Source organism: Citrobacter sp. 172116965 (assembly GCF_013458095.1).
GTDB lineage: Bacteria > Pseudomonadota > Gammaproteobacteria > Enterobacterales > Enterobacteriaceae > Citrobacter > Citrobacter braakii.
Window position 1 is genome coordinate 3,599,661 of sequence record NZ_CP046673.1, and the last position, 26,654, is coordinate 3,626,314.

The 26,654-nt window shown below is 51.3% G+C and carries 26 protein-coding genes and 1 pseudogene; 10 read left to right on the forward strand and 17 right to left on the reverse strand.

Annotation, left to right across the window (positions count from 1 at the left end; translation table 11 throughout):
• Positions 1 to 50 precede the first annotated feature (50 nt).
• The gene (gene zipA, locus GPJ68_RS17565) at positions 51 to 1,040 is read right to left on the reverse strand and encodes a cell division protein ZipA (protein WP_104651181.1); all 990 of its coding nucleotides are present in this window, start codon (positions 1,038 to 1,040) and stop codon (positions 51 to 53) included.
• A gap of 230 nt (positions 1,041 to 1,270) precedes the next feature.
• Between zipA and cysZ the strand changes: the two genes are divergently transcribed.
• The 5 genes and pseudogenes from cysZ (at position 1,271) to crr (ending at position 6,132) form a co-directional block, all read left to right on the forward strand.
• The gene (gene cysZ, locus GPJ68_RS17570) at positions 1,271 to 2,032 is read left to right on the forward strand and encodes a sulfate transporter CysZ (protein WP_016153924.1); all 762 of its coding nucleotides are present in this window, start codon (positions 1,271 to 1,273) and stop codon (positions 2,030 to 2,032) included.
• Positions 2,033 to 2,195: 163 nt separating this feature from the next.
• Positions 2,196 to 3,167 (forward strand): cysteine synthase A, encoded by a 972-nt coding sequence (gene cysK / locus GPJ68_RS17575; protein WP_180836894.1) that lies wholly within the window; start codon positions 2,196 to 2,198, stop codon positions 3,165 to 3,167.
• 383 nt (positions 3,168 to 3,550) lie between these two features.
• Positions 3,551 to 3,808, forward strand: coding sequence for a phosphocarrier protein Hpr (gene ptsH / locus GPJ68_RS17580; protein ID WP_002913505.1), 258 nt, complete (start codon positions 3,551 to 3,553; stop codon positions 3,806 to 3,808).
• Between the two features lie 45 nt (positions 3,809 to 3,853).
• A pseudogene (ptsI, locus tag GPJ68_RS17585) lies at positions 3,854 to 5,582 on the forward strand (phosphoenolpyruvate-protein phosphotransferase PtsI).
• A 40-nt stretch (positions 5,583 to 5,622) separates the two neighbouring features.
• Positions 5,623 to 6,132, forward strand: coding sequence for a PTS glucose transporter subunit IIA (crr, locus tag GPJ68_RS17590; RefSeq protein ID WP_000522253.1), 510 nt, complete (start codon positions 5,623 to 5,625; stop codon positions 6,130 to 6,132).
• Positions 6,133 to 6,336: 204 nt separating this feature from the next.
• Here crr and GPJ68_RS17595 read toward each other — a convergent pair whose 3' ends face one another.
• Together GPJ68_RS17595 and pdxK are read right to left on the reverse strand one after the other, a co-directional pair.
• Positions 6,337 to 6,576, reverse strand: coding sequence for a hypothetical protein (locus GPJ68_RS17595; protein WP_016153926.1), 240 nt, complete (start codon positions 6,574 to 6,576; stop codon positions 6,337 to 6,339).
• Positions 6,573 to 7,439: a pyridoxine/pyridoxal/pyridoxamine kinase gene (gene pdxK, locus GPJ68_RS17600; RefSeq protein ID WP_016153927.1), complete on the reverse strand. Its 867-nt coding sequence runs from the start codon at positions 7,437 to 7,439 to the stop codon at positions 6,573 to 6,575. Before pdxK ends, GPJ68_RS17595 begins: the two co-directional genes overlap by 4 nt.
• An 82-nt stretch (positions 7,440 to 7,521) precedes the next feature.
• Between pdxK and ptsJ the strand changes: the two genes are divergently transcribed.
• Together ptsJ and GPJ68_RS17610 are read left to right on the forward strand one after the other, a co-directional pair.
• On the forward strand, positions 7,522 to 8,814 hold the full coding sequence (ptsJ, locus tag GPJ68_RS17605; protein WP_104651180.1) for a transcriptional regulator PtsJ: 1,293 nt from the start codon (positions 7,522 to 7,524) through the stop codon (positions 8,812 to 8,814).
• A 13-nt stretch (positions 8,815 to 8,827) separates the two neighbouring features.
• Positions 8,828 to 9,544: a GMP synthase gene (locus tag GPJ68_RS17610; protein WP_016157091.1), complete on the forward strand. Its 717-nt coding sequence runs from the start codon at positions 8,828 to 8,830 to the stop codon at positions 9,542 to 9,544.
• A 91-nt stretch (positions 9,545 to 9,635) separates the two neighbouring features.
• Here the strand turns inward: GPJ68_RS17610 and cysM are convergent, their stop codons facing one another.
• From cysM to GPJ68_RS17645, 7 genes are all read right to left on the reverse strand, one after another.
• Complete coding sequence (gene cysM, locus GPJ68_RS17615; RefSeq protein WP_016153930.1) at positions 9,636 to 10,547, reverse strand: cysteine synthase CysM; 912 nt, start codon at positions 10,545 to 10,547, stop codon at positions 9,636 to 9,638.
• A 118-nt stretch (positions 10,548 to 10,665) separates the two neighbouring features.
• On the reverse strand, positions 10,666 to 11,763 hold the full coding sequence (gene cysA, locus GPJ68_RS17620) for a sulfate/thiosulfate ABC transporter ATP-binding protein CysA (protein ID WP_016153931.1): 1,098 nt from the start codon (positions 11,761 to 11,763) through the stop codon (positions 10,666 to 10,668).
• On the reverse strand, positions 11,753 to 12,628 hold the full coding sequence (gene cysW / locus GPJ68_RS17625; RefSeq protein ID WP_016153932.1) for a sulfate/thiosulfate ABC transporter permease CysW: 876 nt from the start codon (positions 12,626 to 12,628) through the stop codon (positions 11,753 to 11,755). The genes cysA and cysW overlap by 11 nt, the downstream gene beginning before the upstream one ends.
• Entirely contained in the window at positions 12,628 to 13,461 is an 834-nt protein-coding gene (gene cysT, locus GPJ68_RS17630; RefSeq protein WP_104651178.1) for a sulfate/thiosulfate ABC transporter permease CysT, read from the reverse strand. The genes cysW and cysT overlap by 1 nt, the downstream gene beginning before the upstream one ends.
• A complete protein-coding gene (locus GPJ68_RS17635; RefSeq protein ID WP_104651177.1) occupies positions 13,462 to 14,475 on the reverse strand; it encodes a sulfate ABC transporter substrate-binding protein in 1,014 nt (337 codons plus the stop codon).
• Between the two features lie 156 nt (positions 14,476 to 14,631).
• Positions 14,632 to 15,423 (reverse strand): SDR family oxidoreductase UcpA, encoded by a 792-nt coding sequence (gene ucpA / locus GPJ68_RS17640; RefSeq protein ID WP_016153934.1) that lies wholly within the window; start codon positions 15,421 to 15,423, stop codon positions 14,632 to 14,634.
• 174 nt (positions 15,424 to 15,597) lie between these two features.
• Complete coding sequence (locus tag GPJ68_RS17645; RefSeq protein ID WP_104651176.1) at positions 15,598 to 16,254, reverse strand: FadR/GntR family transcriptional regulator; 657 nt, start codon at positions 16,252 to 16,254, stop codon at positions 15,598 to 15,600.
• Between the two features lie 144 nt (positions 16,255 to 16,398).
• On the opposite strand from GPJ68_RS17645, the gene GPJ68_RS17650 reads away from it, so the two are divergent.
• Entirely contained in the window at positions 16,399 to 17,715 is a 1,317-nt protein-coding gene (locus tag GPJ68_RS17650; RefSeq protein WP_016153936.1) for an anaerobic C4-dicarboxylate transporter family protein, read from the forward strand.
• A 121-nt stretch (positions 17,716 to 17,836) separates the two neighbouring features.
• Here GPJ68_RS17650 and GPJ68_RS17655 read toward each other — a convergent pair whose 3' ends face one another.
• The 6 genes from GPJ68_RS17655 to GPJ68_RS17680 form a co-directional block, all read right to left on the reverse strand.
• Positions 17,837 to 19,153, reverse strand: coding sequence for an anaerobic C4-dicarboxylate transporter family protein (locus GPJ68_RS17655; protein ID WP_016153937.1), 1,317 nt, complete (start codon positions 19,151 to 19,153; stop codon positions 17,837 to 17,839).
• 62 nt (positions 19,154 to 19,215) lie between these two features.
• Positions 19,216 to 20,592, reverse strand: coding sequence for an argininosuccinate lyase (argH, locus tag GPJ68_RS17660; protein WP_104651175.1), 1,377 nt, complete (start codon positions 20,590 to 20,592; stop codon positions 19,216 to 19,218).
• Between the two features lie 456 nt (positions 20,593 to 21,048).
• On the reverse strand, positions 21,049 to 21,948 hold the full coding sequence (gene yfeX / locus GPJ68_RS17665; protein ID WP_016153939.1) for a porphyrinogen peroxidase: 900 nt from the start codon (positions 21,946 to 21,948) through the stop codon (positions 21,049 to 21,051).
• Between the two features lie 94 nt (positions 21,949 to 22,042).
• Positions 22,043 to 22,618: an RpoE-regulated lipoprotein gene (locus tag GPJ68_RS17670; protein WP_016157097.1), complete on the reverse strand. Its 576-nt coding sequence runs from the start codon at positions 22,616 to 22,618 to the stop codon at positions 22,043 to 22,045.
• A gap of 59 nt (positions 22,619 to 22,677) precedes the next feature.
• A complete protein-coding gene (locus GPJ68_RS17675; protein ID WP_180836896.1) occupies positions 22,678 to 23,124 on the reverse strand; it encodes a DUF2919 domain-containing protein in 447 nt (148 codons plus the stop codon).
• A complete protein-coding gene (locus tag GPJ68_RS17680; protein WP_003038048.1) occupies positions 23,111 to 23,536 on the reverse strand; it encodes a GNAT family acetyltransferase in 426 nt (141 codons plus the stop codon). Before GPJ68_RS17680 ends, GPJ68_RS17675 begins: the two co-directional genes overlap by 14 nt.
• Positions 23,537 to 23,747: 211 nt before the next feature.
• Here GPJ68_RS17680 and amiA point away from each other — a divergent pair, with 211 nt between their 5' ends.
• Both amiA and hemF read left to right on the forward strand, forming a co-directional pair.
• Entirely contained in the window at positions 23,748 to 24,617 is an 870-nt protein-coding gene (amiA, locus tag GPJ68_RS17685) for an N-acetylmuramoyl-L-alanine amidase AmiA (protein ID WP_016153942.1), read from the forward strand.
• Positions 24,618 to 24,619: 2 nt separating this feature from the next.
• A complete protein-coding gene (gene hemF, locus GPJ68_RS17690; protein ID WP_016157099.1) occupies positions 24,620 to 25,519 on the forward strand; it encodes an oxygen-dependent coproporphyrinogen oxidase in 900 nt (299 codons plus the stop codon).
• A gap of 67 nt (positions 25,520 to 25,586) precedes the next feature.
• Here hemF and eutR read toward each other — a convergent pair whose 3' ends face one another.
• Positions 25,587 to 26,639: an HTH-type transcriptional regulator EutR gene (gene eutR / locus GPJ68_RS17695; protein ID WP_019077354.1), complete on the reverse strand. Its 1,053-nt coding sequence runs from the start codon at positions 26,637 to 26,639 to the stop codon at positions 25,587 to 25,589.
• Positions 26,640 to 26,654 lie beyond the last annotated feature (15 nt).

Genomic DNA, 26,654 nt, shown 5'->3' on the forward strand with positions numbered 1-26,654 from the left:
AACCCCCGACAGGCGGGGGTTTAGAAAGGAAATGTCACGCCAGAGGAAAATCAGGCGCGAGATTCTTTAACTTCGCGGATGCGGTCCTGATACTCGCGCAGTTTCTGCGGCGTCATCATGCGACGTTGATCGTCGAGCACCACACCACCCACTTCATCGGCAATGTGCTGTGCGGACTGCAGCATCAGCTTAAAGTTTTGCAGCTCGTCCCCGTAGGACGGAACCTGCATAAAAATAGTCACACCAGGGGTGCTGAAGTCGCCCGTCATTTCTGGGTCAAACGTTCCCGGATTAACCATATTAGCGAGGCTGAACAGCGACGGACCGCTGCCATCCGGGCTCAAATGACGATGGAAAATATTCATATCGCCAAATTTGAAACCGGCCTGCTGAATGCTGTTGAGCAGCACTTCCCCGTTGAGCTCGCTACCATGATGAGCCGCAACGTTCATAATGATGACCGCTTCTTTACGCTGCGGTTTTTCAGCAACAGGCGCTTCTTCTACTACCGGCTCGGGCTGCGGTTGATGTTCAACAACAGGCTCTGCTGGCTGGAAGGTCTGCGGCGCTGGTTGCGGTGCCTGCTGAGCAGGTTGCTGAACCTGCGGGGCAACAGGTTGCTGCACAGGTGGCTGCTGAACAGGCTGATGTTGCACCGGCTGCTGCGGTTGTACAGGCTGCTGAACATGCGGCGGTGGTACCGGCGCTTGTGCAGGCTGCTGCGCAGGCTGACGCGGCTGAGCAGACGCATAAGGCGGCTGGTACTGGTGTTGCGGCGACTGAGGAGGAACACCATGTTCCTGCGCATTACCGGGAGCATGATTCACACGATGAACGCGAACTTCACCCACGCCTTCGTCTTCCTCGACGTTGTCGTCGAACGAATCCTCGTCTTCACGTTTAGACTTCATGCGTTTCAGTGGGCGATCGCGGAATATAGAAGACCGCTCTTTACGGCTAGTCCAAAAACCATGTACCAGTAAAGCGATTATGGCGATCGCGCCAACAATGATTAATATCAGACGCAAATCCTGCATCATTATATTCTCTGTTGTTCTAACACCTTGCCACCACGGCAAACATTTACTCACTAAGAGTATTTGTCGATTACGCCAAGTGCAAGTGTACTCTTGGCTTTCACGGCATAAAGATGAACAAAATTGTGCTTTTTGCTGTTTTTTCGAACATTTCCGAACAGCTTAACGCTCAACAACCCGGTAAGATACGCACAGTTTACCAGAGCTTATATAACAAGGAGTACGTCCTGACCATGGTTTCATCATCTGCAGTTGTACCTCGCAGCGGCCTTTATTACTTTTCTCAGGGATGGAAGCTCATCACCCAACCGGGCATTCGTCGTTTTGTTATTCTGCCTTTGCTGGTGAATATCCTGCTGATGGGCGGCGCATTCTGGTGGTTATTTACACAACTCGGTAACTGGGTTCCCGCGCTGATGAGTCACGTCCCTGACTGGCTTCAGTGGCTCAGCTATTTACTGTGGCCGATTGTGACCATTTCCGTGCTGTTGGTGTTCGGCTACCTGTTCTCCACTATCGCCAACTGGATCGCCGCACCGTTTAACGGTCTGCTGGCTGAACAGCTGGAAGCGCGCTTAACGGGCGCAACACCGCCCGACACCGGCATTCTCGGCATTATGAAAGACGTTCCGCGCATTATGAAACGCGAATGGCAAAAGCTGGCGTGGTATCTCCCGCGCGCCTTCGTATTGCTGATTCTCTATTTTATTCCTGGCATTGGGCAGACCGTCGCCCCGGTCCTGTGGTTCCTGTTCAGCGCGTGGATGCTGGCTATTCAGTACTGCGATTATCCTTTTGATAACCATAAGGTCCCTTTTAAGGAGATGCGCGTCGCGCTGCGCACGCGCAAGGTGACCAATATGCAGTTTGGCGCATTGACCAGCCTGTTCACCATGATTCCGGTGCTCAATCTGTTCATCATGCCGGTAGCGGTTTGTGGTGCCACGGCGATGTGGGTAGACTGCTATCGTGCTAAGCATGCGTTATGGAAGTAATGCAAAAATGTGTAAAAGCGGGCTGGCTTATGCCCGCTCTTATTCCATACTGCTACGCATTATTTCTCATCAGCATATAGATATGCGAATTCCTTACTTCCCCATACTTTCTCAACAGGTATGCTGAAGCGGTATCCCAATTTCATACAGTTAAGGACAGGCCATGAGTAAGATTTTTGAAGATAACTCGCTGACTATCGGTCATACGCCGCTGGTTCGACTGAACCGTATCGGTAACGGACGCATTCTGGCGAAGGTGGAATCACGCAACCCAAGCTTTAGCGTCAAATGCCGTATCGGTGCCAATATGATTTGGGATGCCGAAAAACGTGGTGTACTGAAACCGGGCGTTGAGCTGGTAGAACCGACCAGCGGCAACACGGGGATTGCGCTGGCCTACGTCGCCGCCGCCCGTGGTTACAAACTGACTCTGACCATGCCGGAAACCATGAGCATTGAGCGCCGCAAGCTCTTAAAAGCGCTGGGCGCGAACCTGGTGCTGACTGAAGGCGCAAAAGGTATGAAGGGCGCAATTCAGAAAGCGGAAGAAATCGTAGCCAGCGATCCGGAAAAATTCCTGCTGCTGCAGCAGTTCAGCAACCCGGCGAACCCGGAAATTCACGAAAAAACCACCGGCCCGGAAATCTGGGAAGATACCGATGGCCAGGTTGATGTCTTTATTTCCGGCGTCGGCACCGGCGGTACGCTAACTGGCGTGACCCGTTACATTAAAGGCACTAAAGGCAAAACCGACCTGATCACCGTCGCGGTAGAACCTACTGACTCCCCTGTTATCGCCCAGGCATTGGCGTGTGAAGAACTCAAACCTGGCCCGCATAAAATTCAGGGTATTGGCGCGGGCTTCATTCCTGGCAACCTTGATCTGAAGCTTATCGATAAAGTCGTTGCCATCACCAATGATGAAGCTATTTCTACCGCGCGCCGCCTGATGGAAGAAGAAGGTATTCTGGCAGGGATCTCTTCTGGCGCAGCCGTGGCTGCCGCGCTTAAGCTCCAGGAAGATGAATCCTTTACCAATAAGAATATTGTGGTTATCCTACCGTCATCGGGTGAGCGTTATCTGAGCACTGCACTGTTTGCCGATCTCTTCACAGAGAAAGAACTGCAACAGTAATGCCAGCATGTTAAAAACGCGTAAAAAAGCACCCTTTGGGGTGTTTTTTTGTGGCCTGCTTCAAATTTTCAACTCTCCTGGCATTGATTCAACCCGCCGGAACTGGTATTTAACCAAACTAATTATTTTGATGCGCGAAATTAATCGTTACAGGAAAAGCGCTAGCTGAATCGATTTTATGATTTGGTTCAACTCTTCCTTTCGCGGCATAATGTTTAATGACGAACGAAACGTCAGCGGCAAGAAGTTGCCAGCAACGGATTGCACCGAACTCCTTTTGTGTCGCGTCCAGTTTACGCCGATGCTAACAATACAGGCTAAAGTTGAACCGCCAGGCTAGACTTTAGTTCCACAACACTAAACCTATAAGTTGGGGAAATATAATGTTCCAGCAAGAAGTTACCATTACCGCTCCGAACGGTCTGCATACTCGCCCTGCTGCTCAGTTTGTTAAAGAAGCAAAAGGCTTTACTTCTGAAATTACTGTGACTTCCAACGGCAAAAGCGCTAGCGCCAAAAGCCTGTTTAAACTGCAGACTCTGGGCCTGACTCAGGGTACCGTTGTCACCCTGTCCGCAGAAGGTGAAGACGAGCAGAAAGCAGTTGAGCATCTGGTTAAACTGATGGCTGAACTCGAGTAAGTTCAACGAGTTCTTTTAAATATCAGTCACAAGTAAGGTAGGGTTATGATTTCAGGCATTTTAGCATCCCCGGGTATCGCTTTCGGTAAAGCATTGCTGCTGAAAGAAGACGAGATCGTCATTGACCGGAAAAAAATTTCTGCCGACAAGGTTGATCAGGAAGTTGAACGTTTTCTGAGCGGTCGTGCCAAGGCATCTGCGCAACTGGAAGCGATCAAAACCAAAGCTGGTGAAACGTTCGGTGAAGAAAAAGAAGCCATCTTTGAAGGGCATATCATGCTGCTCGAAGATGAGGAGCTGGAGCAGGAAATCATAGCCCTGATTAAAGATAAGCACATGACGGCTGATGCAGCTGCGCATGAAGTTATCGAAGGTCAGGCCACAGCCCTTGAAGAGCTGGATGATGAATACCTGAAAGAACGTGCGGCTGACGTACGTGACATCGGTAAACGCCTGCTGCGTAACATCCTGGGTCTGGCTATTATCGACCTGAGCGCTATTCAGGAAGAAGTTATCCTGGTAGCCGCAGACCTGACCCCGTCAGAAACCGCACAGCTGAACCTGAACAAGGTGCTGGGTTTCATCACCGACGCGGGCGGACGGACTTCCCATACTTCTATCATGGCGCGTTCTCTGGAACTGCCAGCCATCGTAGGTACGGGTAGCGTCACCTCTCAGGTTAAAAACGACGACTATCTGATTCTGGATGCCGTAAACAACCAGGTTTACGTCAATCCGACCAATGAAGTTATTGAGCAACTGCGCGCCGTTCAGGAGCAGGTTGCTACCGAAAAAGCGGAACTCGCTAAGCTGAAAGATCTCCCGGCTATCACGCTGGGACGGACATCAGGTAGAAGTTTGCGCCAACATCGGTACCGTTCGTGACGTTGAAGGCGCTGAGCGTAATGGCGCCGAGGGTGTTGGTCTGTACCGCACCGAATTCCTGTTCATGGACCGTGAATCGCTGCCGACTGAAGAAGAACAGTTTGCCGCGTATAAAGCCGTTGCTGAAGCCTGTGGCTCTCAGGCGGTCATCGTCCGTACCATGGACATCGGCGGCGATAAAGAGCTGCCGTACATGAACTTCCCGAAAGAAGAGAACCCGTTCCTGGGCTGGCGTGCCGTACGTATCGCCATGGATCGTAAAGAGATCCTGCGGGATCAGGTTCGCGCTATCCTGCGCGCCTCTGCTTTCGGCAAACTGCGCATCATGTTCCCAATGATCATCTCTGTTGAAGAAGTGCGCGCACTACGCAAAGAGATCGAAATCTACAAACAGGAACTGCGCGATGAAGGTAAAGCATTTGACGAAAGCATTGAGATTGGCGTGATGGTGGAAACACCGGCAGCGGCAACAATTGCGCGTCATTTAGCCAAAGAAGTTGATTTCTTTAGTATCGGCACCAATGATTTAACGCAGTACACCCTGGCAGTTGACCGTGGTAATGATATGATTTCACACCTTTACCAACCGATGTCGCCATCTGTGCTGACGCTGATCAAGCAAGTTATTGATGCTTCTCATGCGGAAGGCAAATGGACTGGCATGTGTGGTGAGCTTGCAGGCGACGAACGTGCTACACTTCTGTTGCTGGGGATGGGTCTGGACGAATTCTCTATGAGCGCCATTTCTATCCCGCGCATTAAGAAGATTATCCGTAACACGAACTTCGAAGATGCGAAGGTGTTAGCAGAGCAGGCTCTTGCTCAACCGACAACGGACGAGTTAATGACGCTGGTTAACAAGTTCATTGAAGAAAAAACAATCTGCTAATCCACGAGATGCGGCCCAATTTACTGCTTAGGAGAAGATCATGGGTTTGTTCGATAAACTGAAATCTCTGGTTTCTGATGATAAGAAAGACACCGGAACTATTGAGATTGTTGCTCCGCTCTCTGGCGAGATCGTCAACATCGAAGACGTGCCGGATGTAGTTTTTGCTGAAAAAATCGTTGGTGATGGCATCGCTATCAAACCAACCGGTAACAAAATGGTCGCCCCTGTTGATGGCACCATCGGCAAAATCTTTGAAACCAACCACGCTTTCTCTATCGAATCCGACAGCGGCATTGAGCTGTTTGTTCACTTCGGTATTGATACCGTTGAACTGAAAGGCGAAGGCTTTAAGCGCATCGCTGAAGAAGGTCAGCGCGTTAAAGTGGGCGACCCGGTTATTGAATTCGATCTGCCGCTGCTGGAAGAAAAAGCCAAGTCTACCCTGACTCCGGTTGTTATCTCCAACATGGACGAAATCAAAGAGCTGATCAAACTGTCCGGTAGCGTGACAGTGGGTGAAACTCCGGTTATCCGCATCAAGAAGTAATTCTTGCTGCTGAGAAAGATGGCGCCATCAGGCGCCATTTTTTTATATACATCATCCTTCAGATTGCCTCTGTGTTGGCTGCAGTCGCTCACCCCAGTCACGTACTCATGTACGCTCCCGGGGATTCTCTCCTTTGCCGCCTTGATGCAACCTGAATGATTTTGTATATACCCCGACAACGGTTTTTTGTAGTTCGGAAAAGCGCTAAATTTGTGAGGTGACCGGTCGGTAACACGCCTCGCGCATCAGGATTTTCATCCCTTCCGGCCCGCTTTCCAGCATCCGTCGCTCCGAATCCGCCACTAACAGTTCACAATTGTAGCCACCCGCGATGCCAAACATGGCCCGCGCCACACAGATATCTTCCAGCGCCGTTGCCCCGCTGGTGTCAAAATGTCCAACCATACGCCCATTCTGGCGAACCACCAGCCGGTAACTCTTCATCGCGCCTCCCCTGCCGGTGGCAGAATTAACTCATCACAACCGCACAGATTGGTCCATTTCATCACTTCCAGTACGCGCTGTGCTGCATCGTGCGTCGCGGTTGTCAGCGCTTTACCCAGCACAATACCGCTCACCAGTTCAGCACAAAACAGATCGCCAGTTCCCTTCAGATCCGTTTTAACCCGTGGATGAGCGAACACCTCAACCGTTTCAGCCGTCACTACCGCCACGTTAATAATATCTTCGCTATCCCCCGGCGCGCTGGTGATCACCACCCATTTCAGCGTTTCGGTAAGCAGCGATTGCGCCGCCGTGATGGCTTCATCAAGCGTACGACACGGCTTTCCGCTCAGCATTTGCAGTTCAAACACGTTCGGCGTCAGTCCCTGAGCCAGCGGTAGCAGGTGCTGACGGTAGGCCTGCGGAATTTCAGCTTTTACATACATACCGCTGTCCGTATCGCCAATCACCGGGTCGACCAAAATGCACACTGTCGGATGCGTAGCCCGCACCGTTTCCAGCCACTGTGCTAACAGAGCGATTTGCTCTGCACTGCCCATATAGCCTGTAGTCACCGCCTTCAGCTCGCGTAAAGCATCACGCTCATTCAAGGCGCGGAGATACCCGCTAAACCAGTCGGCCGGAATAACGCCGCCGTAAAATGTTTCATAATGCGGGGTATTACTGAACAGCACCGTAGGCACTGCCGTCACGCGTAATCCCTGCGCTTTAATGGCCGGAACGGCGATGCTGTTGCCTACGCTGCCATAAACCACCTGTGACTGGACGGCGACGATATCGGTCTGTAACGCCCGATGCTTGTCGCCGAAGAGCACTGACTGAATATCACTCCCCTGCTCCATAAATTTCTCCTCTCGCTGGACAGCGGGCTTACGCCTCACTATTATCGTCATATGCTAAAATTCATTTTGTCATAGGTCAATAATGATCGACGGAAAAACCGCTAACGAAATTTTTGACAGTATTCGTCAACATGTCGCTACAGGCACGTTGGCGGCAGGAGAAACGTTGCCGCCGGTGCGTGAACTGGCAACAGCATTGAACGTTAACCGTAATACTGTCGCGGCGGCTTATAAACGCCTGGTCACCTCCGGGCTGGCACAAAGCCAGGGACGTAACGGCACGGTAATCAAGGGGATTTCAGCCCCCGTTGCGCTGGAAGGCGGCAATCCGGATACCGCGCTTATCGATCTTTCCGGCGGTAATCCAGCCCCCGCGCGTCTTCCCGACCTCAGCCGTTATTTCGCGCAAATAAATAAGAATCCTCGTTTGTACGGCGATGCCGCTGTATCACCCGGCCTTAAGGCGTGGGCCGCGCAATGGATGCAAGATGCGATGCCAGCCACGGGAGAAATTGATATCACCAGCGGCGCCATTGATGCCATTGAGCGCCTACTGTGCGCCCATTTACTGCCTGGCGACAGCGTTGTGGTAGAAGATCCATGCTTTTTGAGCAGCATCAACATGCTTCGTTATGCCGGATTCTCCGCCAGTCCGGTCAACGTTGACAGCGAAGGCATGCAGCCAGACATGCTGGAAATCGCGCTACAGAAAGGCGCGCGGGCGGTGATTCTGACGCCGCGCGCCCATAATCCGACAGGATGCAGTCTGAGCGCATCCCGCGCGGCGCAATTGCAGGAAATCCTGGCCCGCTATCCGCAGACGCTGGTGATCGTCGACGACCACTTTGCGCTGCTGTCCGCATGCCGTTGGTATCCGGTGATTGCGAAGGAAACCACGCACTGGGCGATTGTTCGCTCAATGTCGAAAACATTAGGCCCGGATTTACGCCTGGCCATCGTCGCCAGCGATCCACTCACTTCCGCGAAACTGCGTTTACGGCTCAACGCCGGCAGTCAGTGGGTCAGCCATCTGCTGCAGGATCTGGCCTGCGCCTGCCTGATTGACGAGACTTATCAACACACGCTGGCGCAAACTCAGCAGTTTTACGCCGCCCAGCAGCAAAAGCTGGCAGCGGCTCTGCGGCTTCATGGCATTACGCTGCCCGACAGCGACGGTCTTAATCTGTGGCTGCCGCTAGAAGATAACAGCCAGGCGATCGCTTTTGCGCTGGCAAAGTCCGGCTGGCTGGTACGTGAAGGCGAAGTGTTTGGCGTCAATACGCCTGCGCATGGCCTGCGCATTACGCTGTCAACATTAGCAGACAGCGACATTGATAAGCTGGCGACTGATATCCATCAGGCGCTAAAGTGCTAACAGGAGAGGAAAAGTGCGAGTTCATTTTGTTATTCATGAGTCTTTCGAATCTGCTGGCGCGTACCTGCCGTGGGCCGAATCACGCGGCTATACCATCAGTTGGTCGCGCGTTTACGCTGGAGAAACTGTTCCCGCTAATGCCGATGGCTTCGATATGCTGGTGGTATTTGGTGGGCCGCAGTCACCCCGCACCACGCTCGCAGAGTGCCCATACTTTGACTCTCAGGCAGAGCAACATCTGATAAACCAGGCGATTGCGGCACGAAAAATCGTGGTGGGGATCTGTTTGGGGTCGCAGTTAATCGGCGAAGCACTGGGCGCGAAGGTGTGCCAAAGCCCGGAAAAAGAGATTGGTCACTATCCGATCGCCCTGACCGAGGCAGGCCAACAGCATCCGTTGTTCAGCCATTTCGGCTCACCGCTCAACGTGGGTCACTGGCACAATGACATGCCGGGATTGACCGACCAGGCGACAATTCTTGCCACAAGCGAGGGATGTCCGCGACAAATCGTACAATACGGTAATTTCGTCTATGGTTTTCAGTGCCATATGGAGTTTACCGCCGAAGCGGTCGAAGGATTAATTCAGCACTCTGAGCAAGAACTGGCCGAAGCGAAAGGGAAACGCTTTATTCGCGCTGTTGAAGAGATGCGCACCTGGGATTACCAGCAGATGAATGAGACGCTGTGGCAATTCCTTGATAAGTTGGTAGAAAAACGTAACGATTGAACAGTGCGGGCCGGAGAAGACGCTTTGCGTCGTCATCCGGCGAGCGTGCCGTACGGTTGCCTGCTAGCGCTACGCTTATCAGGCCGACAAATTAAATACCTAATCCCTGGCTGAAATGCTCTTCGCCAAAGACCCCGGTGGAAAGGTAGCGATCGCCGCGATCGCAGATGATCGCCACCACCACCGCCCCCGGTGTCGCGCGCGCCACGCGTAACGCGCCCGCAACCGCGCCGCCAGAACTCACTCCGCAAAAAATCCCTTCGCGAACGGCAAGTTCACGCATGGTGTTTTCCGCATCGTTCTGATGAATATCCAGCACCTCATCCACCAGCGAGGCGTTGAAAATGCCCGGCATATATTCCGCTGGCCAGCGACGAATGCCCGGAATACTACTGCCTTCTTCCGGCTGCAGGCCAACGATGGTGACGGGTTTGTCCTGTTCACGCAGAAAACGCGATACGCCGGTAATGGTGCCTGTCGTCCCCATGCTGGAGACGAAATGGGTAATACGGCCTGACGTCTGCTGCCAGATTTCGGGTCCGGTAGTCGTGTAGTGCGCATACGGGTTATCAGGATTATTAAACTGATCGAGAAGTTTACCTTCTCCGCGCTGCGCCATCTCAAGGGCTAAATCACGCGCCCCTTCCATCCCCTGCTCTTTGGTCACCAGAACCAGTTCAGCCCCGTAAGCACGCATCGCCGCACGTCGCTCCTGGCTCATGTTGTCTGGCATCAGGAGCTTCATGCGGTAGCCTTTCAGCGCGGCAATCATCGCCAGCGCAATACCCGTATTACCGCTGGTGGCCTCAATCAGCACGTCGCCAGGCTGAATTTCCCCGCGCTTTTCCGCTTCAACGATCATCGACAACGCCGCGCGGTCTTTCACCGAACCTGCGGGATTATTGCCTTCCAGCTTGACCCAAATTTCACTGCCGTTATCCGCCGTCAGACGTTGTAATTTCACCAGAGGCGTATTGCCAATTGTTTGTTCTAATGTGTTCACGTTTTCAGCTCAATAAAATGCCGGGTGGCGCTGCGCTTACCCGGCTTACAGGTCATGCACCACCCGTTAAGCCCGGTAAGCGCAGCGCCACCGGATGATAACTATACGAATTAACCTATCAGGCACTTTGCGCCAGAGCAAGTTCCTCTTCACGCGTTTCAATACGCTGGTCGCCATTATACAAACGCGCATTTTGCAGCCCAACAAACAGACGTTCGCCGCGGTTCGGGGAATCATCGCCCTGCATAATCACCGTCAGCGGTTCGTTATACCACCCCAAGGGTTGCACAACTAATTGGGTGTAGTGTCCTTTCGGGCTGGCTTCCAGCACCTGTACCGGCAACGGCGAATCCAGACTGGTACGACGGCTGACGTCCACTTCCCACGGACGCAGGAACAGATCCACCGGCCCCTGATAGCCAGGCGTATAGCCCAGCGGCCAGCGATGTGCGCCCACGTGGAATTGTCCACCGCGAATCGTCCCTTGCAGGCGGTTAACTTCACCCATAAATTCCAGGACAAAACGGGTAGCCGGTTCGCGCCATACCTGATCGGGCGCATCGGCCTGCTCGATATGACCCTGGCTCATCACCACCACGCGGTCTGCGACTTCCGTCGCTTCTTCCTGATCGTGGGTAACAAACACGCTGGTGAACTTCAGCTCTTCATGCAACTGACGTAGCCAGCGACGCAGTTCTTTACGCACCTGAGCATCGAGCGCGCCAAACGGCTCGTCGAGCAACAAGATCTGCGGCTCTACCGCCAGCGCACGCGCCAACGCCACGCGCTGCTTTTGCCCCCCGGAAAGCTGTGCCGGGAAACGGTCCGCCAGATGAGCCAGTTGAACCATCTCCAGCAGTTTGGTCACTTTTGCTTTGATCGTCGCCGCATTAGGGCGCTCACGCCGTGGCAGAACAGTCAGACCAAAAGCGATATTGTCGAAAACGGTCATATGACGAAACAGCGCATAGTGCTGAAACACGAACCCCACCTTACGGTCGCGGGCGTGCAAACGGCTGACATCAGTGCCGTGGAAACGGATATGCCCGCTGGACTGATGCTCCAGCCCGGCGATGATGCGCAGCAGCGTAGTTTTGCCCGATCCGGAAGGCCCCAACAGGGCGACCATCTGACCTGAAGGAATATCCAGCGAGATATCGTTCAGCACCTGGGTGCGACCAAAAGACTTCTTAATATTGGCAATCTCAATGCTCATGATTTTCCTCCTGCTGCGCGCGTTTCTCCTGGTTTTCCAGGCGCCATTGCAACATGCTCTTCAAAAACAAGGTAATAATCGCCATCAGCGTTAATAGCGCCGCGGCGGTAAAGGAGCCGACTGTGTTGTAGTCCTGCTCCAGTAATTCAATCTGTAACGGCAAAGACAAGGTTTCACCGCGAATCGAGCCAGAAACCACCGATACCGCGCCGAACTCGCCAATCGCACGGGCGTTGGTCAGCACCACACCGTACAGCAATGCCCAACGGATATTCGGCAGCGTAACGCGACGGAACATTTGCCAGCCGGATGCGCCAAGCAGAACCGCCGCCTCATCTTCATGGCTGCCCTGGCTTAACATCACCGGCACCAGTTCGCGCACCACAAACGGACAGGTCACGAACACCGTCACCAGCACCATTCCCGGCCAGGCAAACATAATTTGCAGGTTGTGTTCATCCAGCCATCCGCCAAGCGGGCCGTTAGAGCCGTAAAACAGCAGATAGACCAGGCCGGCGACCACCGGTGAAACGGCAAACGGAATATCCAGTAATGTGAGCAACAACTGGCGTCCAGGGAAGTTAAAGCGGGTCACCAGCCAGGCCAGTAACACGCCAAACACCAGGTTCACCGGCACCGCAATCAGCGCAATCAGCACCGTCAGCCAGATGGCGTGCAGCATGTCCGGATCAGCCAGGTTGTGTAATACCGGCATCAACCCCTTGCTGAACGCCTGCACGAAGATGTAAACCATCGGCACCAGCAAAATAAAGGCGGATACCAGCATGCCCGTGCCGATCAGAAACCATTTCCCCCAGTTGATGCGGGGTGCGCCATAACGCTTCAATTGGGTAATGTCTGCCATCAGTGACCTACCACGCGTCGACCAAAGCGACTTTGCAGGGTGTTAATTGAAAACAGCAGCAGCAACGAAGCCCCGAGGATCACAGATGCAATCGCGCTGGCGGCCGGGTAGTCAAACTCCTGCAAACGAACAAAAATCATCAGCGAGGTCACTTCCGTTTTCCATGCGATGTTTCCGGCGATAAAGATAACCGCGCCAAACTCACCGAGGCTGCGGGTAAACGAGAGCGCAACGCCCGCGACTAGCGCGGGAGACAGCTCCGGTAGTATCACTTTACGAAAGCTCTGCCAGCGCGTAGCGCCGAGCGTTTCCGCCGCTTCTTCATACTCCGGACCTAACTCTTCCAGCACCGGCTGCACGGTACGCACCACGAATGGAATGCTGGTAAAAGCCATCGCCACCGCAATGCCAAGCCAGGTGTAGGTCACTTTAATATCCAGCTTCGCCAGCCACTCGCCGTAGAAACCGTTGACTGAAAACAGCGATGCCAGCGTCAGACCTGCTACCGCCGTAGGCAGCGCAAACGGCAGATCCATCAGCGCATCCAGCAGCGTACGGCCCGGAAAGCGATAGCGGGTTAAGATCCACGCCATCAGCAAACCAAACACGCCGTTAAAAATCGACGCCACAAACGCCGACAGCAGCGTCACTTTATAAGCCGCCACCACCTGCGGGTTGGTAATCACATCCCAGTATTGCGCCCAGCTCATTTGCGCCAATTGCATCACCAGCGCGCTAAGCGGCAGCAGCAAAATCAGGCAGACAAACAGTAAGCTGGTGCCCAAACTTAAGGTAAAGCCGGGCAGCACGCGTCGGGAAGAAACAGCAAACATTTACTTACGCCCCGCCGCCAACAGTTTGTCCAACTCACCGCCGCTGACAAAGTGCGTTTTCATTACCTCAGGCCACGAGCCAAACCTGTCTTCCACGCGGAAAAGTTCGGTCTGCGGGAATTTATCCTGCAGTTTGTCCATCACCTGCGGGTTATTCACGCGGTAGTAGAAATCGGTAATGATGGTTTGCGCCTGCGGGCTGTACAGCCAGTTCAGGTAAGCTTTTGCCGCTTTTTCAGTACCGTTAGCCTGCACATTTTTATCTACCCAGGCCACCGGGAACTCCGCCAGAATGTTGACCTTCGGCACCACCACTTCGAAGCCCTGATCTTCATACTGTTTACGGATGTTGTTCACTTCTGATTCAAAGGTGATCAGCACATCGCCCAGGCCGCGTTCCACGAATGTGGTGGTTGCCCCGCGACCGCCGGTATCAAACACTTCCACGTTTTTCAGAAACTGGGTCATGAACTGTTCAGTTTTGGCTTTATCCCCACCATCCGCTTTATCTGCCGCACCCCACGCAGCCAGATAGGTATAACGCGCGTTACCGGAGGTTTTCGGATTCGGGAAAATCAGTTTCACGTCCGGGCGAACCAGGTCGTTCCATTCGTGGATATTCTTCGGGTTACCCTTACGCACCAAAAACGCCATGGTGGAATAGAATGGCGAACTGTTATTCGGCAGACGACTTTGCCAGTCGGCCGGGATCAGCTTGCCTTTGTCATTCAGGATCTGCACATCGGTCACCTGGTTATAGGTCACCACATCGGCTTTCAGCCCCTGCAGAATCGCCAGCGCCTGTTTTGATGACCCGGCATGAGATTGTTTAATCGTCAGTTTGTCACCGCCGTTATCCTTCGCCCATTGCTGTTCAAACGGCGGGTTAAGGGCGGCAAACAGCTCGCGAGAGACATCGTATGAACTGTTCAGCAGCTCCGTTGCCTGCGCCTGACCCACCAGCAGCATTGCTGCCAGCGTCAGGGTTCTTTTTTTCAGTAAGTTAACGGCCATTGCGCACCCTTATAAATTTAATGACTTTCTTATGGTCATCATATTTATAACCAGTGCTAAAGGAGTAACGGTTTTATATACCGTTTGATGATTTGAAAGTTGAAAAGAGAATAAGGGTACCTCCTCCCCAGCGCACGGGGAGGAGACCGGCATCAATCAGACGCCGACGCTAACGCTTTCAGGCAGGGTGCTGCCGCCATCAATCACGTTTTGCGTGCCAGTCAAGTAACTGGACTCATCCGACGCCAGGAATGCCGCCAGTTCACCAACCTCAAGTGGGCAGGCCAAGCGGCGCATCGGGATCGCTTTTGCCATTTCGACTAATACGGATTCAGGATCCTCCGGATTAGACTGACGAGCGATATTTTCCGCCATCGGCGTACGAACGTAGCCCGGGCAAATGGCATTAACGCGAATGCCGGACTGCGCGTATTCCACCGCCAGAGATTTGGTCAAACCGATGATTGCGGCTTTCGACAGCGCGTAGGCCGTTTCGCCCGGATCGGCAACCATATCGCCGGTCACAGATGACATCATCACGATGCGCCCGTCTTTGCGCGCAATCATCTCCGGCAGAACGGCTTTCGTCACGTTCCAGACACCTTTAATGTTGATATCAATGTGGAAATCGCGATCTTCATCGCTCATATCAAGGAAGTTGCCGAGGCGACATACGCCCGCATTGTTGACCAGAATATCGATTTTGCCTTCAATCTTCTTCGCGCGTTTTACCGCTTCCGTGACCGACGCAAAATCTCTGACGTCAGCGTGTACGGCGGTGCAACGGTGCCCGCGCCCAGCCAACTCATCCGCCAGTTTTTCAATCTCATCGGAGATATCCAGCAGGATTAGGTTCGCGCCATGGCGGGCAAATGTTCTGGCGATCCCTTCGCCAATACCCTGAGATGCGCCCGTAATCAATGCTGTTTTGCCCGTGAGTTTTCCCATTTCAATATTCTCCTTTTGAATATGAAGCATTCGCTTCATTCACGCAGAAGATACAGCAATAACAAATAAGTGCTGAGGAATAGCTCACTAAATCAGGTTAATCTCAGGTAAAAAAAATCCCCGGCGTTGCGGGGACCCAACGGTAAACATGCTCTGACCAGGTTAACAGAAGACTTACAGCCGTTTTTCCAGCAAATGTGCTCTCATCAACTCCGATGCCATCTGCGCATCCCCTTTTTTAATATGAAACAGTATTTCCCTCTGTTTTGCCGCCGTATCAAGAAAATACTGACGATCGTTCGCAGGTAACGACTCCCTTGTTTTCTCAAAATAAGTAATGAGGACATCAGAGAAAACCTGCAGCACCCGGTTGCCACTCGCCTGTAGCAAGAGCAAATGAAAATCTCTATCGTGACGATCGGCCACCTGGGGGTTATCCGCATTCTCTTCAATAAGCCTTAGCTCATTTTCAAGTTTGGAGAGCATCGCCGGAAAAATTCTACGCGTTGCCAGAGGGATAATCGCGCATTCAATCAGGATCCTTGCCTCTGTAAATTCTGTGATATCAAACCCAGACAAATCAAACTGCATTAACAACTGGTGATTTATGTTGTGCTGTTCCAAATTCTTCAAGACGCTGCCACGACGAGGAGATCGTTCCAACATTCCCATCTGCACCAGTGTGCTGAGCGCCTGACGAACTTTATATCTTGATGTATTAAAACGAACGGCAAGCTCAGTTTCAGTTTCAATGCGACCATCAGCATTGCGGTTAGCATCATCAAGCAGATAATTTTTAATACTTTCAAACAGTTCGTTTTTGTTATCCATAAACACTCTCGGATTAAAGTGCTGCAAAACTGATGAGTATAAATAATCTAATAAGTTAGATTGCTTAATATACTGTTATGGTAAGATTATAGCCCCTATTATTCAAATTATACCAAGCCATTTGTTAATAAAAAGGAATTAATTATGGTGTTATTCGTAACTCAGTTTGCGATAGTACTTATATGTATCGGTATAGGTGGGCGTTTTGGTGGGATTGGCCTGGGGGCTGCTGGCGGGTTAGGACTCGCTATCCTGACTTTTGGTTTTGGACTCCCTCCCGACTCACCTCCTTTCACTGTTATTTCTATTATCCTTGCGGTTATCACTTGCATCACAATCCTCCAGGCGGCTGGCGGGCTTGATTTATTCGTTACGATGGCAGAACGGATCCTCAGAAAGTGGCCGGGCGCGATCACTTTCCTCGGCCCCGCAGTCGCTTACCTTTTTACTGCTATCTGCGGAACAGGATATGTTGCCTTTTCGGTTTATCCAGTCATTGCTGAAATTGCAGCAGATGCCAGAGTACGGCCAGAGAGAGCCATGTCGATGTCAGTAATCGCTGCCAATTTTGGGCTTATTGCCAGCCCGGTCAGTGCGGTCGTAACAGGGACAATTGCTGTCCTTGCTGGATTACATGTCTCTGCTTTAGATATCTTGTTAGTCACCGTTCCCGGAACGTTCCTTGGCTGCGTTGTCGGCTGCCTGTTCGTCTTTAAAAGAGGTCATGAGCTTAAAAATGATCCGGAATTCCAACGCAGGGTTGCTGAAGGTGAGTTTGAATCAGTAAAAGCTGAAGAGCGAACAGCCAATATAGTGACAAAAGAGGCGAAGAGAGGATTGCTGATTTTCCTTACCGGTATCATTCTGGTCGTTCTTATGGGTTCAATTCCTGAATTACGTCCTGAGTGGAATAACGGTACCGGAATGGAACGTATGAGTATCCCTACCACGCTGCAAATAGTTATGCTGACAACAGCATGTATTATTATGATGGTATGTCGAATTTCTCCGTCAAAACTCGATTCAGGTTCTGTCTTTAAAGCAGGTCTTGTGGGTGTTGTCGCCATATTTGGTCTGTCATGGATGATGAACTCCTTTTTTGAGGCATGGCACGAATTATTTAACACGGCTTTCCACGGTTTTCAGAATCCAGTCTTGTTCGGCATTATTGTTTTTGGTCTTTCAGCCGTAATTTATAGCCCCGCAGCGACTGCTGTAGCGCTACTCCCCGCTGGCGTGTTAATGGGATATCCGGCAGAAACCCTGGTCGCCCTGCTCCCGCTGACTTGTGGATCATTCATTATTCCAGGGGGGGCACAGATTGGCTGTGTGGCGTTTGATCGTACCGGGACAACTCGAATTGGCAAGTATGTGGTTAATCACAGTTACATGCTACCTGGTCTTGTTACCGTTGTAGCATCAACCCTTTTTTGCTTCCTTTTTTCCAAAATGCTGATGTAGTGAGAGAGCAATTTAATTGTGGTAAACCTTTTCTTCATGGCATCCCCCCTGAATGAATTCAGAGAGGATGCCTGGTACTCACTTCTGAATAGCACCACTGCAATTTTCCATAGAATGTACTTTACAGAACAACCTGAGCAATGAGATAAGCAAAAATTACCTGAGAGATAACCATCACAAAGCCCGGACGAATATAGCTATGGTTGACAACAAAGCGTCCAATCTTTGTGGTACCAGTTCGATCAAATGCAACACAGCCGATTTGATTTGCTCCAGGTATAATAAAGTCACCACAGGTACAAGCAAAAATAGCGATAAGAAACGGGGCTGGAATACCTAAGGTAACACCGAGTGGCATGATGGCAGCTACCGTCGCCGCCGGGCTCATAATGACCAGCGAGAACAAGAATACAACCACACCAAATAGCATTGGTGCATCATTGACAATGCCACCAAAAACCTTAATCAGTTCTGGCTGATAGGCATCAAAAAACGTCGCCGTCATCCATGAAACACCGAGTATTGCTACCACTCCCATCAAACCTGCACGGAAGACTGAGCCGCTATTCAAGGTACTACTTGGTACTTTACTGACAATCATAATAAACAAAGCGGCTGTCAACATGACCATCTGAATAACCATTGGGGTTGACAGTCTTTTTCCATCCCAGGAAGGGAGTAACTCAGTAAAAGAACCTAAAATAAGTACCAGTACCACACCAATCGCAAAGATAACGACACCTTTTTTAGCGCCAGCTGAAGCAACAAATTCTTTTTTCTGCTCAGTATGCATGAACTCATATTCGCCAGCAGCAACTCTCCTCTGAAATTCCGGATCATCCTCCAGCTCTTTTCCGCGTTTATAAACAGAAAAGCTGGTAACAATAGCTGCCATAAAGAATGATGGGAGAGCAATCGTCAGTATTTGCCCAAGGCTAATCCCGGCATATTCATGCAGAATAGCCAGCATCCCAGCGGTTGCCGCACTCATCGGACTGGCAGCAACCGCGACACTGGCCGCAATAACCGTTGCGGACAACGCTCGCTCCGGACGGACCTTTGCTTCAGCAGCTACTTCAGCGACAACCGGATACAAAGAGAAAGCAACGTAAGTAGTCCCACAGAATAGCGTAAATATGGAAGTTAATATGGGGGCAACAAAAGTAATTGCCTGTGGTTTTTTACGGAGTAATTTTTCAGCCACGCGCACCAGGTAATCAAGCCCACCAGCGGCCTGTAATACGCTGACAGCGCCAATCACACAAATAATAATTAGCATTGCAGTAATAGATGGTGCGGAGGGTTTTAGTCCAAAACCCAGAACTAATATTGCAACACCAAGTCCTCCACCAGCACCCAGCCCCATTCCGCCATAACGTCCACCTATACCAATACAGGCGAGTACAATAAATAATTGTATAAAAAACAAAGCATCCATTTTTCACCTCAAAGCGTCTCCCGGATATTGCATCCGGGAGATATTAATTACTATGCTCGGGATTAGTTTAAATATGATTTAGCAATTTCGATCTGTTTTTTAACAGCATCAGTCCCTGTGCCACCATAAGACATTCTTGATTTAATACATGCTTCGAGAGATATACTCTCATAAATATCATTTTCGATTTTATCATCAAATGTGTGGAATTCATCCGGGGTAAGCTCTTCCAACATTTTTCTATGTTTTATACAGTAATTAACAGCACTGCCAACAATATGGTGAGCTTCTCTAAAAGGAATGCCTTTACGAACCAGGTAGTCAGCCATATCGGTTGCGTTTGAAAATCCTCTTGCCGCTGCGCTACGAGTATTATCTGAAAGAATAACCATTTTTTCGAGCATCGGCGCCATAATTTTCAGACTGGTCTGTAAGGTATCCATAGAGTCATAGACCTGCTCTTTATCCTCACTCATATCAGTATTATAGGCCAGAGGGATACCTTTCATAATGGTCAACATCGCCATTAGATTTCCGTACATACGCCCCCCTTTACCGCGCATTTTTTCAGCCACGTCGGGGTTTTTCTTCTGTGGCATGATGCTGGAACCGGTACAGAAATCATCTGAAAGCTCAATAAATTTAAAATCCTGACTTGAGAATAAAACCAGTTCTTCTGACAAACGGGTAAGATGCATAAAGCACATAGCAGCGGCGGCAGTGAATTCAACCATATGGTCACGATCGCTGACAGAATCAATACTGTTTTCAGTCGGTTTGTCAAAGCCAAGCTCTTTAGCCGTGAAATCACGATCAATGGGGAAAGTAGTACCGGCAAGGGCTGCTGAACCTAAAGGGCATTCCCCCATGCGTTGATAAAGGTCTGCAAAACGAGTCCAGTCACGGCGTAACATCCAATAATATGCCATTATCCAGTGCGACAGAAGAATAGGCTGACCGGTCTGTAAATGAGTATAGCCAGGCATGATCGCATTAATGTTATTTTCAGCCTTGCTGATAATAACTTTTTGTAGATGAACGATATCCTGCTGAATTTCACGAATAGTCGATCTCATGTGCATTTTCGAATCGACAGTCGTCTGGTCATTACGACTGCGGCCGGTATGTAGCTTCCCGCCTACAGGACCAATTATTTCTGTCATACGTCTTTCTATCGCCATATGAATATCTTCATCAACGGTATCAAAAACGAATTGCCCTTCCTCAATCTCTTTATTAACCTGCCTTAACCCGCCAATAATCGCATTCGCTTCATCCTGCGTGATAATCCCCTGACGGCCCAGCATAGTGGCGTGAGCAATACTCCCTTGAATATCAAAAGGGCAGAGACGTTGTTCCAGCATAATTGTCGCATTATAAGATTCGACCAGTTTATTTGTAGGCATATCAAAACGCCCACCCCATAATTTTGTAGACATAAAACCTCCAATGACCCTTTGTTGCAAAATGGTTAAATATAAATTCCGTTATTTTTCGGTCATTTTCAGATTACAAGACAGCCATTTTAATTGTCAACAAATGAAGGCATTAAATCAATTTATATCGGAATTAATTACACTTATTATTTGTTTTATTTTCATAAATTGCATTAAAAAATCCGATCTTCATCACATTTAAATTGTGATTTAATTCAGATATATTCAGAATTTTTAAAGTAATAAATTGGTATTAATAGTTTATTGATTCTAAATAATTCCATTTAATACCGTTGTCATAACCGAGAAACTGGCAGGTAAATAATAATGAACGTGGGAGGTGATTTTTCAGGATGAGCGTCAACGCGAGTGCATCATCAGCATGGCGGACGTTGGGTGGTTCAAGGGAGAGCTATATTGTGCCAGATGGCGGCATCAGCGCCATCTGGCATCAAAAAATTACAGGGCCAGCAAACGATCCAGCGATGGCGCGAAATAATAGCCGCCGGTCACCGGTTTAGTGAAGCGCAGCATCGCGTCGCGCTTGCCGTCAGTGTCGCCAAACATGCTCAGCAGTTGCTGCTCGATGTTGTGCAAGCGGGCGCAATAGGCACAGAAATAGAGGCCGTGCGTACCGCTGGCGGTGCCGTATGGCAGGCTCTGGCGCACAATTTTCAGTCCTTTACCATCTTCTTTGAGATCGACACGGCTCAGGTGAGAAGTAACCGGACGGTCATCACCGTCGATCTCTTCGTTGGCTTCCTTGGTACGCCCAATCATCATTTCCTGGTCATGAATGCTCATGCGGTTAAGCTGCTTCAGGTTATGTTCCCAACGCTGCACAAACACATAGCTGCCACCAGCATCCACGCCATCTTTAATAACCGCGACTTCACGGCGCGTTTCAACGCCTGCCGGGTTTTCCGTTCCGTCAACAAAGCCGCTGAGATCGCGCTCTTCAACCCAACGGAAACCGTGGATCTCTTCTTTGACTTCAATACAGTCGCCAAAGGCTTCCATTGCCGCCTGTGCAACGGAGAAATTCACGTCATGACGCAAAGAGAGAATATGAATCAGCACATCATACTGGGTGGCTGGCGCAAGACCTTTACCGTAAGGGATAAAGTCTTTTAACTCTTCTGCGCCAACGCCGCCGCTCAGTGTACGCCAGGTGTTGTTGCCAAAAGCAACAACCGCGCCCAGATGCGCATCCGGGAACTTCGCTTCAAAGGTCGCCAGCTTATCGGCGAAGGTTTTGCTGGCCCCACGCAGGGCCTCAACGTCGCCTTTAACATTGGCTTCAATCCAAATCGCCGCACGGCAATGTTCTGGCAAAATGCCACTCTGAACCTGAGACATTGTTCCTCCTGAAAAAAAAGATGCCACGACATCGTGGCATTGATAGGCGCTATTCTACCTGTTTTTTTAACAAGCCGATTTGTTCAGACGCAAATTAACGCCGCCAGATAATTTTGCTTACTTTCCATGCTTTCAACGTATCGTCAGACGGCATTAAGCCCTCAGGCCCGCTCCACTCACCGGAAAAGACGTAGCTAATATGTTGACTTCCCTCAGCTTTGCATTCAACGCCCGCGCTGTCATCGCCAGTCGCCTTCTGACAATTACCAAAGGCTTTAGTGTAAAGGTCGCTAAACGGTGTACCGATTTCGACACCCGCAGAAGAGGGAATATCGCTGTCGACTACATCAATACGGCTAATCGTTCCCTGATTGCCATTGATGACCATCGCCAGCTTGTCATCTTTCATCGCTTCATAAAAGCGCACCACATTACCGTTATCGGTCTTCATCCCGCTACGCAGGCGGTAATCACCGTCCAGCGCATCAGCAATGTTTTTTTCATCCAGCGGGGTTGCGCCAGTCAACGCTCCGACGCCCTGCTCAGTGACCTGCGTTGAAGAACCAAACCAGTTCCACGGATTGGCGGCAGACCAGTTCACCGATGACAACGTTGAACACCCGGTCAATAGCAGCGGCATCGCGCATAAAGTCAAACGCAGTGATTTCATTTCACTTCCTTCCTTATTTATCAACGTTGCTTGGAGTCCGGTTTCGCCAAAAAGTGCCGTTATTCTTTCTCGAGGGAAAAACAGGCGCGCAGACGTTGATTAGTTAACAGCCAGATCAGCGCAACGACATCCGCCACCAGCAGCGCCAGCCCGACGCCGTTGACCGGATCGCCTGCCAGCCACATCACCGGCTGCCAGCACAGTAGCACCAGTTGAGCGAGGATCAGTAATCCTCGCAGCCAGCGCCATACCACCGGAAACGCAAAGCGTCGCCCGCTGAGTAAAAATGCCAATACCGCAGGAACGCCGGGAAGCAAACCCAGCCAGAAAGCGTCGTGATCGGGATAAAACAGATTCAGCAGCGTGTTGCCCTGCTCGCGGGAAGAACCGGCAATCACAAACAGAACCCAAGTGCGCGCCTGCAGCAGCACGCACCAGAAGAGAAAAGGCAGGCGCAGACGCCCATGAGCGTCATAGTCGGCCGGATGAAACTCAGTACTCTTCATCTTCGATCAAACGCTTGCCCAGATTGAGTACATCCGCATGTTCATAGCCCAGACGTTCATACATACCCTGTACGACGTCATTATCGTCACGCACCATGATTTGAATCTTCGGACAACCGCGAGCAATGAGCTTTTTCTCCAGCCGGTTGAGCAGCGCATTGGCAATGCCGCGACCGCGAAACTCAGGATGCACGCCCAGGTAATAGGCCGAGCCGCGATGCCCGTCATATCCGCCCATCACCGTACCGACCACCTCGCCATTCACTTCAGCGACCAGGAACAAGCTGACGTCATGATTGACTTTACGCTCAATGTCCATTTCAGGGTCGTTCCATGGACGCAGCAGATCACAGCGCTCCCAGAGGGTGATCACCTCTTCGAAATCTTCCTGGCGAAAAACGCGTATTTCCATGGTATTGGGTACCTTTTCAGGACGTTAAAAAGCGATTATGGCGCGAACGGCTGATTTAGCCAATATCTGACGCGAAGCGGCGGAAAAAATGGCATAATACGGAATTGTCACGTATTGAAATGAAAAGTAAAACAATTCTTATCCCGATCCGTCGCAACGGACAACGCGATACGATATAACGTTTAGAACCTTTTTTTACAACTCAGGCCGTATGAGCACTTTTAAACCACTAAAAACACTCACATCGCGCCGCCAGGTGTTGAAAGCCGGGCTGGCCGCCCTAACGCTGTCAGGCATGTCGCAAGCCATCGCTAAAGAAGAAGCGCTTAAGACCAGCAATGGACACAGCAAACCGAAAGCGAAAAAAGCCGGCGCTAAGCGCGTTGTTGTCCTTGATCCGGGTCACGGAGGGATTGATACCGGCGCAATTGGTCGCAATGGGTCGAAGGAAAAGCACGTGGTACTGGCGATTGCCAAAAACGTGCGCTCGATTCTACGCAACCAGGGGATTGATGCGCGCCTGACGCGCTCCGGCGATACATTTATTCCGCTTTACGATCGCGTCGAGATCGCACATAAGCATGGCGCGGACCTGTTCATGTCGATCCACGCCGATGGTTTTACCAATCCGAGCGCTGCAGGTGCGTCGGTCTTTGCGTTGTCCAATCGCGGTGCCAGTAGCGCCATGGCGAAGTATCTGTCCGATCGTGAAAACCGGGCCGATGAAGTGGCCGGGAAGAAGACCACCGATAAAGACCATTTGCTGCAGCAGGTGCTGTTCGATCTGGTGCAAACGGATACCATTAAAAACAGCCTGACGTTAGGCTCGCATATTCTCAAGAAGATCAAGCCGGTACACCGTCTTCACAGCCGCAGCACGGAACAAGCCGCCTTCGTGGTGCTAAAATCACCATCAATTCCGTCGGTACTGGTCGAAACCTCGTTCATTACCAACCCGGAAGAAGAACGTCTGCTGGGTACGGCGGCATTTCGCCAGAAAATCGCCACCGCTATCGCCAATGGCATCATCAGCTATTTCCACTGGTTTGATAACCAGAAAGCACACTCGAAGAAACGTTAACCATGAAGCCCGATGCACAGCGCGTAAAACAGTTCCTGCTCAGCCTGCAAGATGATATTTGCCAGCAGTTATCCGCCGTAGACGGCGCCGAGTTTGTTGAGGATAACTGGCAACGTGAAGCAGGCGGTGGCGGGCGCAGCCGGGTGCTGCGTAACGGCGGTATTTTCGAGCAAGCGGGCGTCAACTTCTCCCACGTTCACGGCGAGGCAATGCCGGCCTCGGCTACCGCCCATCGCCCCGAGCTTGCGGGACGCAGCTTTGAGGCCATGGGCGTCTCGCTGGTGGTACATCCGCAGAATCCCTACATTCCGACCAGTCATGCCAACGTGCGATTTTTTATCGCGGAAAAACCGGGCACTGACCCGGTCTGGTGGTTTGGCGGCGGCTTTGACTTAACGCCCTACTACGGCTTTGATGAGGATGCGGTTCACTGGCACCGCACGGCGCGAGATCTGTGCCAGCCGTTCGGCGAAGACGTTTATCCCCGTTACAAGAAGTGGTGCGATGACTACTTCTTCCTCAAGCATCGCAACGAACAGCGCGGCATTGGCGGGCTGTTTTTCGATGATTTGAATACGCCGGATTTCGACCACAGCTTCGCCTTTATGCAGGCGGTAGGTCAAGGCTATACCGAAGCGTATCTGCCCATCGTTGAGCGCCGCAAAGCAATGAGCTGGGGCGAACGTGAACGCAATTTTCAGCTTTACCGTCGCGGACGCTATGTGGAATTTAACCTGGTGTGGGATCGCGGCACGTTATTCGGTCTGCAGACCGGCGGCCGTACGGAATCGATTCTGATGTCGATGCCGCCGCTGGTGCGCTGGGAGTATGACTGGCAGCCGGAAGCGAACAGCCCGGAAGCCGCCCTTAGCGCGTTTATTCAGGTTCGCGACTGGGTGTAACCCCAGACAATACCAGCCCCCAGGCCGGATAAAACGCATTTGCGTCACATCCGGCACATTCATCGCATCATGCCCACTGGCGCATGCGCTGATGCAGCGTCAATGAAGGTTTTTCCGCAAACAGCTGCTGGTAGTCAGTGGCAAACTGCCCTAAATGCCAGAACCCCCACTGCATGGCGGCGTCTTTCACCGTCGTACTCTGCGACCACGGGCTTATCAGCTCGCGACGTACGGCGTTCAGGCGAATGCGTTTTAACCAGGCATTCGGACCGATACCAAGGATCGCGTGAAAGGCGTTTTGCAACGTCCGGCGGCTGACGTGCAGTTGATTACACAGATCGAGCACAGTCAGCGGTTCTGACATATTTTCCAGCACATATTCCCGCGCACGCGACAGCAGGCGACGATAGCTCTGATGGCTGATGCTCTCAGCCGTGATAATCGGCTGCGCCTCCTCCAACATAGTGCCCATCGCCAGCAGCAGGTTATCGCCCAGCACTTTGCGTACCGCAGGTTGATGGAGGTTTTCCGGATTTTCGCTAAACGTCGCCAGCGCCTGCTGCACAAAGCCCCATAACGCGGCTTTGTGTTGTTCTTTCACTTCCAGCGCCGACTGGTTGCGCAGCATATGCAGCACTCTTTCCGGGTTATGCAGGAAGTTGGCCTGACGGGCAATCGCCTCTTCCGAAATGACGACACCCAGAATGGTGTAATCATCCGGCGTACTCAGTTCAAACTCTGTCCCGCCAGGGCGGGTGGCAATTTCAGCGTTCCCCAGACACTGGGTGCCAATAAATCCCTGTTCGCCGCGCGTGGCCGGAATACCAAACCAGAAAGAATTCGGCCAGACAAGACACGACTGACGCAACGCCAGTCCGGTGTATTCACGGAACACCTGAATATCATCGAGCAGGATTTCCGTGAACTCGCCATGAAATTTTCCCGGATGCAACTGGTCGTAGATCTGCTGCCATGCGGTAATCGTCAGCGCATGCTCATACACATCCGTTGTTCGCCGCTGGTGAACGTTGTCCACCTCCACTTTCGGCGTAAGTTTAACGTCTTCGGGTAATGCTTCATGATAAAGATGGTGCAGGTTTGCAGTACGGTTCTTTTTCATGATCTTTTAAGCCGG

What these genes read in the sequence shown, in the direction of transcription:
- cysW (WP_016153932.1), bottom strand. Translation starts at nt 12,628, where the DNA reads ATGGCAGACATTACCCAATTGAAGCGTTATGGCGCACCCCGCATCAAC.
- cysZ (WP_016153924.1), top strand. Translation starts at nt 1,271, where the DNA reads ATGGTTTCATCATCTGCAGTTGTACCTCGCAGCGGCCTTTATTACTTT.
- eutR (WP_019077354.1), bottom strand. Translation starts at nt 26,639, where the DNA reads ATGAAAAAGAACCGTACTGCAAACCTGCACCATCTTTATCATGAAGCA.
- ptsH (WP_002913505.1), top strand. Translation starts at nt 3,551, where the DNA reads ATGTTCCAGCAAGAAGTTACCATTACCGCTCCGAACGGTCTGCATACT.
- amiA (WP_016153942.1), top strand. Translation starts at nt 23,748, where the DNA reads ATGAGCACTTTTAAACCACTAAAAACACTCACATCGCGCCGCCAGGTG.
- cysA (WP_016153931.1), bottom strand. Translation starts at nt 11,763, where the DNA reads ATGAGCATTGAGATTGCCAATATTAAGAAGTCTTTTGGTCGCACCCAG.
- ptsJ (WP_104651180.1), top strand. Translation starts at nt 7,522, where the DNA reads ATGATCGACGGAAAAACCGCTAACGAAATTTTTGACAGTATTCGTCAA.
- GPJ68_RS17635 (WP_104651177.1), bottom strand. Translation starts at nt 14,475, where the DNA reads ATGGCCGTTAACTTACTGAAAAAAAGAACCCTGACGCTGGCAGCAATG.
- ucpA (WP_016153934.1), bottom strand. Translation starts at nt 15,423, where the DNA reads ATGGGAAAACTCACGGGCAAAACAGCATTGATTACGGGCGCATCTCAG.
- cysK (WP_180836894.1), top strand. Translation starts at nt 2,196, where the DNA reads ATGAGTAAGATTTTTGAAGATAACTCGCTGACTATCGGTCATACGCCG.
- GPJ68_RS17645 (WP_104651176.1), bottom strand. Translation starts at nt 16,254, where the DNA reads ATGGATAACAAAAACGAACTGTTTGAAAGTATTAAAAATTATCTGCTT.
- crr (WP_000522253.1), top strand. Translation starts at nt 5,623, where the DNA reads ATGGGTTTGTTCGATAAACTGAAATCTCTGGTTTCTGATGATAAGAAA.
- pdxK (WP_016153927.1), bottom strand. Translation starts at nt 7,439, where the DNA reads ATGGAGCAGGGGAGTGATATTCAGTCAGTGCTCTTCGGCGACAAGCAT.
- cysT (WP_104651178.1), bottom strand. Translation starts at nt 13,461, where the DNA reads ATGTTTGCTGTTTCTTCCCGACGCGTGCTGCCCGGCTTTACCTTAAGT.
- yfeX (WP_016153939.1), bottom strand. Translation starts at nt 21,948, where the DNA reads ATGTCTCAGGTTCAGAGTGGCATTTTGCCAGAACATTGCCGTGCGGCG.
- GPJ68_RS17650 (WP_016153936.1), top strand. Translation starts at nt 16,399, where the DNA reads ATGGTGTTATTCGTAACTCAGTTTGCGATAGTACTTATATGTATCGGT.
- argH (WP_104651175.1), bottom strand. Translation starts at nt 20,592, where the DNA reads ATGTCTACAAAATTATGGGGTGGGCGTTTTGATATGCCTACAAATAAA.
- GPJ68_RS17675 (WP_180836896.1), bottom strand. Translation starts at nt 23,124, where the DNA reads ATGAAGAGTACTGAGTTTCATCCGGCCGACTATGACGCTCATGGGCGT.
- GPJ68_RS17670 (WP_016157097.1), bottom strand. Translation starts at nt 22,618, where the DNA reads ATGAAATCACTGCGTTTGACTTTATGCGCGATGCCGCTGCTATTGACC.
- GPJ68_RS17595 (WP_016153926.1), bottom strand. Translation starts at nt 6,576, where the DNA reads ATGAAGAGTTACCGGCTGGTGGTTCGCCAGAATGGGCGTATGGTTGGA.
- GPJ68_RS17680 (WP_003038048.1), bottom strand. Translation starts at nt 23,536, where the DNA reads ATGGAAATACGCGTTTTTCGCCAGGAAGATTTCGAAGAGGTGATCACC.
- zipA (WP_104651181.1), bottom strand. Translation starts at nt 1,040, where the DNA reads ATGATGCAGGATTTGCGTCTGATATTAATCATTGTTGGCGCGATCGCC.
- GPJ68_RS17655 (WP_016153937.1), bottom strand. Translation starts at nt 19,153, where the DNA reads ATGGATGCTTTGTTTTTTATACAATTATTTATTGTACTCGCCTGTATT.
- hemF (WP_016157099.1), top strand. Translation starts at nt 24,620, where the DNA reads ATGAAGCCCGATGCACAGCGCGTAAAACAGTTCCTGCTCAGCCTGCAA.